The organism is Sphingobacterium sp. SRCM116780 (assembly GCF_021442025.1).
In the GTDB taxonomy this organism is placed as follows: Bacteria; Bacteroidota; Bacteroidia; order Sphingobacteriales; family Sphingobacteriaceae; genus Sphingobacterium.
The window spans coordinates 1,994,077-2,006,559 of the sequence record NZ_CP090446.1 but is presented as its reverse complement, the minus strand read 5'-3'; the positions used below and the strand labels follow the sequence as shown (position 1 = coordinate 2,006,559).

Sequence of the window (12,483 nt, the reverse complement as noted above, 5' to 3'; positions counted from 1 at the left end):
TTATGAAGTATAAACAACCGATTTTTTTTGCACGATGTTTATTGTCGATGGACATAGATTATTCCAGTTAGCGTTATACTTTCTAATGAGCCTTTCTTTTTGCATTCTGGTGAAATGATGTAGCTCGCTTTTTCTTTTTGCAGCTATTTCTTTTGAATCAAACGTTTCCAAGTGTACAATTCTTGTCAAATGTGGTCCATTTGGAAAAAATAAATTGATACTACTTTTGATTTCGTTTACAGTTAAAGCTAAATCAGTGGTTATATCTACATTTAAGAATTGTCTGTTGCTGTCGGTAATAATGTATAAGGTGTATGAATGCATATTTTCGCTAATAAATTTGGTTATCTATAAAGTTTTTACTAATTTTATTGGCACAATAATACTAATATTTTTAGATATTCAAAATTAAATTTAAAAAATATGCCAAATATAGCTTCAAATCTTAAGTACTTAAGAAAGAAAAAAGGACTTACACAGCAGCAGTTTGCTGATCTAATGGAGATAAAACGTGCTTCAGTAGGTGCGTATGAAGAGGATCGGGCGGAACCAAAATATGAATTGCTAAAAAAAATAGCTGAATTTTATGAACTTTCGATGGATGATCTCGCTAATGAGGTTATCAATGAGAAGTGGAAACCTATATCTAAAAGTAATGCTTCAAATTTACGTGTCTTAAGTGTGACAGTGGATGGGCAAGATCGTGAAAATATAGAGTTGGTTCCTGTGAAGGCTAGTGCAGGTTATATGAATGGGTATGGGGATCCAGAATATGTGGCAACTTTACCACGATTCTCTTTGCCTATGTTTAACCAGGGAACATATCGTGCATTCGAGATTAAAGGGGATTCTATGTTGCCGCTTCCGAGTGGTTCTATTATTATTGCTGAGTATGTAGACAATTGGAATGATATAAAACCAGGTCAAACCTATATAGTTGTCTCCAAAGAAGATGGTGTGGTATATAAGCGGATTGCATTTAAGTATAAAGAAGATAAAGGTTTGAAACTAGTTTCTGATAATAAAAGTTATGATCCTTATTGGGTAGAAGCTTCTGATATTATGGAAGTGTGGAAAGCAAAAGCATTCATTAGTACAGAGTTGCCAGAACCAAGTCACGAACCGTCGATGGAAACGTTGACAAACATGATGGCTCAAATGCAAAAAACAATAAATTCAGTTGTTGATAAAAGCTAGTTTGCTTCCATGTGTGAAGTTTTTAATCTATATTTTGATAGTTTGAAAAAAATATTTATCTTTGTCATATCTGAAAGGAAGGGGGCGCCGTATGCCCCCTTTTTTAATTCATTGATTTCAGTTTTTTATTCGCTTTCGAAAGAATATGCAAAATGTAGAGAAAAGAGTTGTTGAACTCATTCAAGAAAAGTTAGCAGATCGCGATGATTTGTTTATTGTAAGTGTCAAGTTTCATCCCAATAGTGTGTTGGAAGTTTTACTTGATGGTGATCAGGGAATTAGTATTGACGATTGTGTACAGGTGAGTCGTTTTGTTGGCTTTCAGTTGGAGGAGGAAGAGGTTGTTGAAAAAGCATATCGATTGGAAGTTTCATCTCCAGGTATTGATACTAATTTTGTACATATCAGACAGTATCAAAAAAATATAGGTCGCAATGTACAAGTGAAGTTGAATGATGGAACAAAAACTGAAGGTACGTTAGTCGCAGTGGAAGATACACAGATAACAATTGAAGAAACAATAAAAGAAAAAGGAAAAAAGGCGCAGCAAGTTGCTCGTATCATTCCTTTCGAACAAATAAAAGCAACTAAGGTGTTAATTTCATTTAAATAAAAATGAGCAGCAATATCAATTTGATTGACTCTTTCCAGGAGTTTAAAGAGTTTAAAAACATTGACCGTCCTACGGTAATTTCTGTCTTAGAAGAAGTGTTTCGTAGTATGATCCGCAGACGTTTTGGTACAGACGAAAACTGTGACGTTATTGTAAATCCAGATAATGGAGATTTAGAGATATGGAGAACACGTGTTGTTGTTGAGGATGAATTTTCAGAAGATGATGATTTAGAAATAGAATTAGCAGAGGCTAACAAATTTGACGTCGATTTAGAAGTAGGAGATGACTTCATTGAGCAGATCACGTTAGAAAGTTTTGGTCGTCGTGCTATTTTGGCAGCACGTCAAACATTAGTTTCTAAAATTTTAGAATTAGAGAAAGACGAAGTTTTCAAGAAATATAAAGATCGTGAAGGTGAGTTGGTGATCGGTGAGGTTTACCAAATTTGGAAAAAAGAACTACTTGTTCTGGATGAAGACGGTAATGAATTAATTTTACCAAAAACGGAACAGATCCCTGCTGATTATTTCAAAAAAGGAGATAGTATTCGTGCGGTAGTCTATAAAGTAGATATGATGAATAACAATCCTAAGATTCTTATTTCTCGTACTGCTCCAGAATTCTTACAACGTTTATTCGAATTAGAAGTTCCTGAGATTTTTGATGGTTTGATTACCATTAAGAAAATTGTTCGCGAACCAGGAGAACGTGCTAAAGTGGCTGTTGAATCTTACGATGATCGAATTGATCCAGTTGGAGCTTGTGTGGGTATGAAAGGTTCTCGTATCCATGGTATCGTACGTGAATTGCGTAATGAAAATATTGATGTGATTAACTTTACAACAAATCATTCGCTATACATCACGCGTGCATTAAGCCCTGCTCGTATTAGCTCCATCAAAATTGATGAAGAAAATAAAACTGCAGCTGTTTATTTGAAATCTGATCAAGTATCATTGGCAATTGGACGTGGTGGACACAATATTAAATTGGCAGGTAAATTGACTGGTTATGAGATCGATGTATATCGTGAAAATGATGAGTTTGATGAAGATGTGGATATCGAAGAATTCAGCGATGAAATTGAAAGCTGGGTTATTGATGAATTGAAACGAGTAGGTTTAGATTCAGCACGTTCTGTATTAGCTTTATCAGAAGAAGAATTGGCCAGAAGGACTGATTTGGAAGAAGATACAGTAAAAGATATCCTGCGCATTTTACAAGCTGAATTTGAATAGATTCAGTGACATAATTAATTTTCATCTCTATTTTCGAATTTAATTGTTATAGAGATGTAAAAAAAACATATTTTTGTATTAAATATTTATATAGTTAAAATAATAGATGACTGAAGGAAAAGGTACAAACCTGCTTAAAGCAGCAAAGGAACTCAATATTGGCATATCTACTGCCGTAGATTGTTTAGTAAAAAAAGGATACGACGTAGACGGAAAGCCAAACACTAAACTATCGGGAGAGATGTACAATGTGCTGTTGAAAGAGTTTCAAGGTGACAAAATCGTGAAAGATGAAGCTAAACAAATAGTTATTGGCAAAATTCGTCGTGATGAGTCTCCAGCAGCTTCTCCTAAAGAATCATCTAAAAATGACGATTACGAAGAACCTGTAGAATCAAAAGAGGTTTTGATAAAAAATGCTACAGCGAATACAATAGAAAATTTTGATGCTGCTAAAAAGGATACAACTGCTGAGAAAGTAGCTGCTGAACCTATTGTATCAGAAAATTCTACAAATACACACACTGGAGGGATGAAGGTTGTGGGTAAAATTGACTTAGATGCTTTGAAAAGAGGATCTAAACCAAAAGAAGAAACTCCAAAAGAAGTGGAGAAAAAAACTGAGGTCATTCAAGCTGAAACTCCTATCGTGGAGAAACCTGTAGAGAAACCTATTGTAAAAGAAGAACCAAAAATTGAGGTTCCAAAAGAAAAAGCAATAGAATCTCCAAAAGTAGAAGAAAAAGCTAAAGAAGAACCTGTGGTTGTCATCCCTACACCTCAAAAAGTTGAAGTTAAAACTGAAGCTCCTAAAGTTCAAGAGAAGAAAGTGGTAGAAGAAAAACCAAAAAATGAAAAGCCTGCTGTAAAAGCACCGGTTGAAATTCCTGAAAAGGAAGAGAAAAAAATTACTCCTATAGATGAGGTAATCAGTGCTAAAGCTGAGCGACTAACAGGTCCTAAAGTAATTGGTAAAATTGAATTGCCATCTGCAAGACCTTCTCATAGGGATAAGCCCGTAGCATCTTCTTCAAGTGCGACAGGGAATAATAATGATCAAAAACGTAAGCGTAAGCGTACAAATAATACTGGAAATGCCCCTCAGGGTAATCATCCAAACAATCAAAACCGTACAGTTGGCCCTAATCAAGGTGGTAATAACCAAAACCGCCCTGGAGGTAATCATCCTGCAGGTAATAACCAAAACCGTCCAGCTGGAACAGGTCAAGGTAATCAAAACCGTCCTAGTGGACCAGGTCAAGGTGGTAATCACCAAAATAATCGTCCTGGTGGTAATAATGCGGGACCTCATAAAGGTCGTCCAGACTTCAAAAATAGAGGTAAAGGACCTAACGAGCCGAAAGAGGAACCTTCAGAAAAGGAAATCCAAGATCAAATCAAAGCTACATTAGCTCGTCTAAGCGGGGCTGGTAAGTCTGGTAAATTTGCACAACGTGCTAAGTTGAGACGTCAGAAACGTGACGATGTTGCTCACCATGCAGAAGAGGAAGCATTAGAAAGAGAAATGCAAGCAAAAGTATTGCGTGTTACAGAATTTGTAACTGCAAATGAACTTGCAAACTTGATGGATGTTCCAGTTACGCAGATTATCGCGACATGTATGAGCTTAGGTATGTTTGTGTCAATTAACCAACGTTTAGATGCAGAAACATTAACGATTGTAGCAGATGAGTTTGGATATCAAATTGATTTCATAAAACCTGAAGACGAAGAGATTGCTGATCTTGAAGAAGCAGATAGTGAAGCAGCATTGGTATCTCGTGCACCAATTGTTACGGTAATGGGTCACGTCGATCATGGTAAAACATCTTTGTTAGATTATATTCGTAAAGCTAACGTTACAGGTGGTGAAGCAGGGGGTATTACACAACATATCGGTGCTTATGCCGTGAAGTTGGAAGATGGTCGTAAGATTACATTTTTAGATACTCCTGGTCACGAAGCCTTTACAGCGATGCGTGCTCGTGGTGCAAAAGTAACCGATATCGTTATTATTGTTATTGCAGCAGACGACGCGGTGATGCCTCAAACGAAAGAAGCTATTAACCATGCACAAGCTGCTGGTGTTCCAATTGTTTTCGCTTTTACAAAAGTGGATAAACCTGGAGCTAATACAGATCGTATTAAAGAACAATTGTCTCAAATGAATATTTTGGTCGAAGATTGGGGTGGTAAATATCAAGCGCAAGAGATCTCGGCAAAAACAGGATTGAACGTTGACTTATTGTTAGAAAAAGTATTGTTAGAGGCAGAGATGCTAGACCTCAAAGCGGATCCAAAGAAACGTGCTGTAGGTTCTGTTATCGAAGCTGCTTTAGATAAAGGAAGAGGTATTGTTACGACAGTATTGATTCTAGGTGGTACTCTTCGTGTTGGAGATCCTATATTAGCAGGTTCTCATAGTGGTAAAGTGAAAGCTTTAACAAATGAGCGTGGTGAACGTGTAAAAGAGGCAGGTCCTTCTGTACCTGTTCAAATATTAGGTATGGCGGGCGCGCCAACAGCTGGTGATAAATTCTACGGAATGGATAGTGAGTCAGAAGCTAGAAATGTCGCAAATAAACGTCTGCAATTACAACGCGAACAAGGTATGCGTGCTACTAAACACATTACTTTGGATGAAATTGGTCGTCGTTTGGCAATTGGTAACTTTAAAGAATTGAACGTTATCGTTAAAGGTGATGTTGATGGGTCTATTGAAGCATTGTCAGATTCATTATTGAAATTGTCTACTCAAGAGATTCAAGTGAATGTGATTCACAAATCTGTTGGTGCGATTTCGGAGTCAGACGTATTATTAGCTTCAGCTTCAGATGCGATTATCATTGGTTTCCAAGTTCGTCCTTCTCAAGGTGCGCGTAAATTGGCTGAACAAGAACAAATTGATATTCGTCTTTATTCAATCATCTATGATGCTATTGAAGAAATTAAATCGGCAATGGAGGGTATGTTAGCGCCTAAGTTTGAAGAGAAAATTGTTGCTAACGTTGAAATCCGTGAGACATTTAAAATCTCTAAAGTAGGTACAATCGCAGGTTGTATGGTATTAGATGGTAAAATTAACCGTAACAATGATATTCGTATCGTACGTGATGGTGTAGTGGTTTTCACAGGTAAACTAGCTTCATTAAAACGTTTCAAAGACGATGTGAAAGAAGTTGCATTCGGTTATGAATGTGGTTTGAATATTCAAGGCTACAATGATATCCAAGAAGGAGACATCGTTGAAGCATACGAACAAGTTGAAGTAAAACGTAAATTGTAATCCTACAATTTATTACATAGAGAAAGAGCGTTCATTATTGAACGCTCTTTTTTGTTTAGCAATTTCTTAAAATCCAGAAACTAATCACGATTAGAAATACGATAATAATAGCTTGATACCCAAAGATAATTTTTCGCCATTTTAACACTTTCTCATTAGGTTGCTTGATAGATTCAAAGACAAATCCTGTAATGATATAAGGGATAGCGATAACGAGTAGTAAATTTTCCTTTAACGCATTTTGAAGGTCAAAATTTAATAAATAATGTACGGCTCTTTGTGATCCGCAACCAGGACACTTGTATCCAGTAATAGCATAAACGGGACATTTTGGGAAAAGAGCATACTGAACAGGGTTAAAATTTTTATAAATTACAATAAGAATACCCAATCCAAGTATTGCTAAAATAAATCGTGTAGATTTCTTAATTACCATTTGTGGATATTGATCCTGCAATTCCCAATAATATGAATACTAAATAGCTAGCATATAGGGCAATTTGTACGAAGAAACTAATTTTGGTCCACTTTTTAGCTTCGTCTGATGCCCGTTGTGAACCTTCAAAATCTCCTGCGTAAAATTTTGATTCCACTTTTGCGGCATTGGCAATCCCTACTATTCCAAATGGTAAACAACAAAATATAGTAACCAATATGGATTCAACTAACCATGTTCTTGGTATTACTTGTTGCGGATTGTTAAATGGGTTATTTTGTGAACTGTTAAACGGAGTATTTTGTGGGCTGTTAAATGGATTATTCTGTTGATTATTAAATAATGGGTTATGAGATATAACTTCTGGAGTCTGTTCAGTGTGAAATGGGTTAGGAACAGCAGGTGATGAATTGGAGAATAATATAGCTAATTCTGGTAGATCGACAGCTTGATACCATTGCGCTAAACCTTGATACCAAACATAGGTTTCCCGGGTTATATTTTTATATTTTAGCTCTTCTAAAGTAAAAGGTCCAAAATTGGTATATCCATCTGTATAAAAGTATTTTCTCATATTCAACATTTTAATTATAGCCGTTCAATTCATTTTAAATATAGGAAAAACAGTAGAATTACGATGCTTATCTCTGTTTTTTTATGATATTCTTGATCCTATTTTTGTAATGGCTCTTAAACAATACATCTTGACTAGGATCAACCGATCGTGTTCTAAACGATCCATTCCTATCTTTCAAATCAACAATTACTAATTCTTATTTTTGATTATTTGTTTGAATTTCATAATTTAGTAAAATGAATAATAAGGAAAGTGTTGTTACATTTTATAACCGCCACGGACAGAAACATCCCGAGTCAAGTCAATTTAATATCTATCGTAGAGAAGAATTTGTCTGCGGCTCTACTTCTTTACCACCCAACCGAAGAGATTTTTACAAGATTTCGTTGGTTTTAGAAGGGGAGGGTATTATATCAACGGCTGATAAAACAATTCATATAAAAAACAATGCCATTACATTCATGAACCCTTTAATTCCCTATTCTTGGGAACCGATTTCGGAGAATCAAACAGGATATTTTTGTCTGTTTACGGAAGATTTCATTAGTCAGAATTTAAAAAATGAAAGTCTTTCAAAATCATCACTATTTAAGGTTGGAGGAAATCACGTTTTTATCTTGTCAGAAGAAAGAGCAAATTCAATAGGTGGGATTTTTGAGAATATGCTGAATGAAATCGCATCAGGTTATACCAATAAATATGAACTGTTACGAAGCTATGTGCAGATTATTATGCATGAAGCTTTAAAGATTCAACCTCCGGAAACATTTTATAAACCGTTAAATGCTTCGGAGCGTATCACATCGTTATTTACGGAACTATTGGAAAGACAATTTCCAATTGACTCTCCAAATCAGGTTTTAAAATTTAAGAATGCAAATGAATTTGCGCTACAACTCAATGTACATACCAACACCTTAAACAGAGCCTTAAAGGAAATCACGGGTAAAACTACTACGGAATGGATTGCCGAACGTATGACTAAGGAGGCTAAAGCTTTATTGCAATATAGCAGTTGGGATATTGCGGAGATTGGTTATTGTCTAGGATTTGAACATGCTTCCAATTTTGTTATCTTTTTCAAAAAACAAACGCAAGAAACGCCATTACAATACAGGAAATTTATTTCTGTTGGTATTTAAAATGAACTGATATTGTTTTAGTCTTTAGTCAAGAATTCACCTTGCTCACTCACGATCTGATTTCCCCATTCTGTAATAGCTTCTAAAACAGGAATGAAACTTTTTCCGAAATCAGTGAGATTATAAATGACTTTTAAGGGGGGCTTTTCGCCATATGCTTTTCTCAATACCAGACCATCTTTTTCTAATTGCTTCAACTGTAGACTCAAAGTCATTTCGGTAACATCTGGCATTTCTTTACGAAGTTCACTATATCTTTTTTCACTGTCTTTTAAATGGTAGAGTATAACAGCTTTCCACTTGCCACCAACTAAATCCATCGTTAGGCTTACCGTACAAGGGTAAGTTTTTCCTTTAAGCTTTACGAAATCACCAATACATTCTGTTTTCATGTTACACGTTTTTTCAACTTATCGGATTTGATAGTTATTACAAATGTAATTTGCTGAAAATGGTTTTGCAACTAAAATAAGTATAACATCAAAATATGATTATGGGATTCATCATTTGAAACCTTAGGATGACTATCGAAAACGAGGAGGGAGAAACGTAGTTGTTATATCATAATCATCCGTTTGATTTGCATAATTTTAGTCGTCGTCTATCTTCTACTTTTGTTTCATAAAATTTAAATAGTTATGAAAGCAATACAATTAGAACAGTTTGGCATTGACCATTTACAACTCAAAGAAGTACAGATTCCTGCATTTGGTGAAAACGAAGTGTTGGTCAAAACAACAGCTGCTTCACTACAATACTTAGATTTATCAGTGGTGGAAGGAGTTATTGCTCCTCATTTGCCCTTGCCACATATTCCTGTTTCAGAAGGAATAGGGGTAGTGGAAAACATAGGTAAAAATGTAACACAATGGAAAAGGGGTGATCGTGTGTTGATTCCATTTATTCCAAGGTGGGAAGCAGGTGAAATAACAGCTTATAAAAACGAAATCAGAACGGGTCTGCAGGTTTCGGGAACTTTAGCGGAATTTACTGTACAGCCTGAAAACACATTGGTTAGCGCACCAAAAAATCTATCCGATGAAGAAGCAGCATCTTTACCAGTTGCTGGTCTTACCGCTTGGACAAGTCTGGTTACTAAAGCCAATATAAAAGCTGGACAAACTATTTTAGTGCAGGGTAGTGGTGGTGTTTCTCTCTTTGCCTTACAGATTGCTAAATCTTTCGGACTAAAAGTAATTGCTACCACTGGAAGTAAGGAAAAAGAACAAAAACTAAAGGGTTTAGGAGCAGATGAAGTTATCAACTACAAAGAATTTCCGAATTGGAGTGATGAGGTAAAGCGACTGAACAACGGTATTGGTGTCGATGTAACGTTGGATGTGGCAGGGAATACTACCATCGAACAAAGTATTCTTTCCGTCAAGGAAAACGGATATGTGGGTATCATTGGTTTTATGTCAGGAAACAAAATTACGATAGATGTTTTCCCTCTTATCATGAACTATGTCCGTCTGCAGGGGTATTCGGTGGGGCATGCTGAGGAATTAAGGGAACTGGTAAATGCTATAGAAAAGAACAGCATTAAACCAGTTGTTGGTCGGGTTTATTCTATCGAACAGACACAGGAAGCTTTCCATAGACTCAAATCGGGAGATGCATTTGGAAAAATCATAATCAAATTCTAAAATAATCAACTTAATGAAATTAAGAAACATGCTAATCGCAGCCTTTATTTGCATTAGCTTAAATAGTTTTTCGCAACAAGTTATCAACGGTTTTGCAATGCCTGAAAGCGTTACATCGGATGGGAAAAGGTTTTTCGTGTCCAATCAAGGACAGGATTTCAGCAGTCGGGATAGTGACGGATTTATAAGTGAAATTTCCGCAGATGGTAAGTTAGTAGAATTGAAATTTGCACCAATCGAGAGTGTTTTACACGCCCCCAAAGGTATGGCTATTGAGCACAATATTTTGTACGTGGCGGATTTGGAACGTGTACTAGGGTTTGACATCAATACCCGAAAAACCGTTTTTGAACTCTCCATCCCAAAGGCTATCATGTTAAATGATATTTGTCTTTTGGAGAATGGCTTTATCGGTATCACAGATACTTACTCAGGGAATATCTATAAAGTAAATACCCGAACAAAGTCGTTTGAAATCATTGGAAATATCCCGACCATAAATGGTATTTCGTTCAATAAGAATACCAATCAGCTAGCTGTCTGTACTAATGGAAAAACGCTAGGTGAGGGTGCTGTTTATATTAAAACTGGAAATGAAGATTTTCGACAATTGCCTAATATTTCCAATGGATTTTTTGACGGTATAGTATGGATCGATGATAGTCGTTTACTGCTTTCGGATTGGGTAACATTTCCGACTAAAGGCTATGGTAAGCTTTGGTTTTATGATTTGAAAAATCAACAAGCTGAGATGCTGCTCACCGAAGAAAGTATTGCAGATATATACTATGACTCTGCTACTCAAAAAATCTACATGCCTCAAATGCAGAAAAATAAAGTAATCATCACGGATAAAAAGGAATTGGAAACAGTAAATAAAGAGAAATACAACAGATTATATCAATATGGGATTGCTGACGCCTTTGTGGGTGGATTATACAGAGGAACTTTACCCTTGAAAGATTTGAAGTTAAAGGGTGACTTCGGTTTAGGAGCTCCTGATATGCTGGATGGAGAACTGACCATTTTGGACGGTAAGGTATATCAGACAAAAGCTACAGGCGAAACCGTTGAACCTGAAAATGATTTTAAAACTTCCATGTCGTTTGTTACATTCTTTAAAGCTGATACTGTTTTTAATGTTGAAAATGCAGTTGGTGAAAAAGCTCTTTGGGAACAGATAAGTGAGGTATTAAAGAACAAGAATGCCATGTATGCTATTAAGATAACTGGGAAATTTGATCACATCAAAACAAGGGCATTTCCATCTGTAAAAAATGAACCGTTTCCCGTGATCACGACTATTTTTGACACCCAAAAGTTTTTTGAGTTTTCGGATACTCAGGGTATTTTAGTTGGTTATCATCTGCCCGAATACTTGAATGGTATCAACAGTAAAGGATTTCATTATCATTTCCTTTCTTCAAACAAAACACAAGGGGGACATGTTTTGGATTTCACAGCAAGAAATCTGACAATAGAAATTGCGGAGATGAAAAGTTTTGAGCTGAACATACCAACAGATAAATATTTTCAAAATTTCAAGTTTGACACCAAAGACAATGAAGCATTGAAACGAGTGGAACAAGGGAAGTAAAAACAATAACTTGAACACTTTTCTGCATTTGTTTATGCAATTTTAAAAGTTAGTTTTGAGCTGCGTAAAGTATTTTACACAGCTCAAAACTAACTTTTATGCTCTTTATGAATATACTTTCAGAATCTTTCCGTTTACAGCTCCTTCGATACTCAGGATATAGGCATTTACCAGTTTACCCATGGGTACAAGATTATAGCCAGGAAAAAATTCACCATAGCGTTCCTTGCTATCTTCCACCAAGCCTGGACTTACTGCGTTAATTCTTTTATCTTCTTTGAGCTCTTGTGAAGCTGCTAGTACGAAACTATTAATTGCACCATTGATCATTGCAACACAAGATCCATTTCGAGCGGGATGACTCGCTGCAATGCCTGTTGTTAGGGTAATTGATCCTTCGGGGTTCAAAAAGTCTTTGCCTATTAAAACCAGGTTCATCTGACCTAATAATTTCCCGTAAATTCCTGGCATAATATGTTCCTGTGTCATCTCTTCAAAAGAACCATAATACCCAGTCCCTGCAATACAGACAATACTATCTAGTTTACCAATTTTTTTGAACATTTCAGAAATGGATGTCGATGAAGAGATGTCTACATGAACATCACCCGTATTTCTTCCTCCGATAATCAGATCATGTTTCTGAGACAGTCCTTCAGCTACCTTTTTTCCTATTGTACCATTACCACCTACTATTAAAATTTTCATATTTGTTTTTTTAACAAAATTAAAGCAGTTTATCACGGTA

Annotated in this window: 12 protein-coding genes; 7 read left to right on the top strand and 5 right to left on the bottom strand. The window is 35.9% G+C overall.

Annotated elements, in window-relative coordinates; translation table 11 throughout:
- Positions 1–324, bottom strand: a complete 324-nt coding sequence (locus LZQ00_RS08750; protein WP_234514650.1) for a hypothetical protein — start codon at positions 322–324, stop codon at positions 1–3.
- Positions 325–423: 99 nt separating this feature from the next.
- On the opposite strand from LZQ00_RS08750, the gene LZQ00_RS08745 reads away from it, so the two are divergent.
- The 4 genes from LZQ00_RS08745 to infB all read left to right on the top strand — a co-directional run bounded on the left by LZQ00_RS08745 (position 424) and on the right by infB (position 6,337).
- Positions 424–1,197, top strand: coding sequence for an XRE family transcriptional regulator (locus tag LZQ00_RS08745; RefSeq protein WP_234514648.1), 774 nt, complete (start codon positions 424–426; stop codon positions 1,195–1,197).
- Between the two features lie 145 nt (positions 1,198–1,342).
- Positions 1,343–1,810, top strand: a complete 468-nt coding sequence (rimP, locus tag LZQ00_RS08740) for a ribosome assembly cofactor RimP (protein WP_234514646.1) — start codon at positions 1,343–1,345, stop codon at positions 1,808–1,810.
- A 2-nt stretch (positions 1,811–1,812) separates the two neighbouring features.
- The gene (nusA, locus tag LZQ00_RS08735; RefSeq protein ID WP_234514644.1) at positions 1,813–3,051 is read left to right on the top strand and encodes a transcription termination factor NusA; all 1,239 of its coding nucleotides are present in this window, start codon (positions 1,813–1,815) and stop codon (positions 3,049–3,051) included.
- Positions 3,052–3,157: 106 nt separating this feature from the next.
- Entirely contained in the window at positions 3,158–6,337 is a 3,180-nt protein-coding gene (gene infB / locus LZQ00_RS08730; RefSeq protein WP_234514642.1) for a translation initiation factor IF-2, read from the top strand.
- Positions 6,338–6,392: 55 nt separating this feature from the next.
- Here infB and LZQ00_RS08725 read toward each other — a convergent pair whose 3' ends face one another.
- The gene (locus tag LZQ00_RS08725) at positions 6,393–6,773 is read right to left on the bottom strand and encodes a DUF2752 domain-containing protein (protein WP_234514641.1); all 381 of its coding nucleotides are present in this window, start codon (positions 6,771–6,773) and stop codon (positions 6,393–6,395) included.
- Positions 6,763–7,347, bottom strand: a complete 585-nt coding sequence (locus LZQ00_RS08720) for a CD225/dispanin family protein (RefSeq protein WP_234514639.1) — start codon at positions 7,345–7,347, stop codon at positions 6,763–6,765. Before LZQ00_RS08720 ends, LZQ00_RS08725 begins: the two co-directional genes overlap by 11 nt.
- A 239-nt stretch (positions 7,348–7,586) precedes the next feature.
- On the opposite strand from LZQ00_RS08720, the gene LZQ00_RS08715 reads away from it, so the two are divergent.
- A complete protein-coding gene (locus LZQ00_RS08715) occupies positions 7,587–8,492 on the top strand; it encodes an AraC family transcriptional regulator (protein ID WP_234514638.1) in 906 nt (301 codons plus the stop codon).
- Positions 8,493–8,509: 17 nt separating this feature from the next.
- Here LZQ00_RS08715 and LZQ00_RS08710 read toward each other — a convergent pair whose 3' ends face one another.
- A complete protein-coding gene (locus LZQ00_RS08710; protein ID WP_234514636.1) occupies positions 8,510–8,884 on the bottom strand; it encodes a winged helix-turn-helix transcriptional regulator in 375 nt (124 codons plus the stop codon).
- A 246-nt stretch (positions 8,885–9,130) separates the two neighbouring features.
- Between LZQ00_RS08710 and LZQ00_RS08705 the strand changes: the two genes are divergently transcribed.
- Together LZQ00_RS08705 and budA are read left to right on the top strand one after the other, a co-directional pair.
- Positions 9,131–10,138, top strand: coding sequence for a zinc-dependent alcohol dehydrogenase family protein (locus LZQ00_RS08705; RefSeq protein WP_234514634.1), 1,008 nt, complete (start codon positions 9,131–9,133; stop codon positions 10,136–10,138).
- Between the two features lie 13 nt (positions 10,139–10,151).
- A complete protein-coding gene (gene budA / locus LZQ00_RS08700; RefSeq protein WP_234514632.1) occupies positions 10,152–11,735 on the top strand; it encodes an acetolactate decarboxylase in 1,584 nt (527 codons plus the stop codon).
- Positions 11,736–11,840: 105 nt separating this feature from the next.
- Here budA and LZQ00_RS08695 read toward each other — a convergent pair whose 3' ends face one another.
- Positions 11,841–12,443, bottom strand: coding sequence for a short chain dehydrogenase (locus LZQ00_RS08695; protein WP_234514631.1), 603 nt, complete (start codon positions 12,441–12,443; stop codon positions 11,841–11,843).
- Between the last annotated feature and the right edge of the window lie 40 nt (positions 12,444–12,483).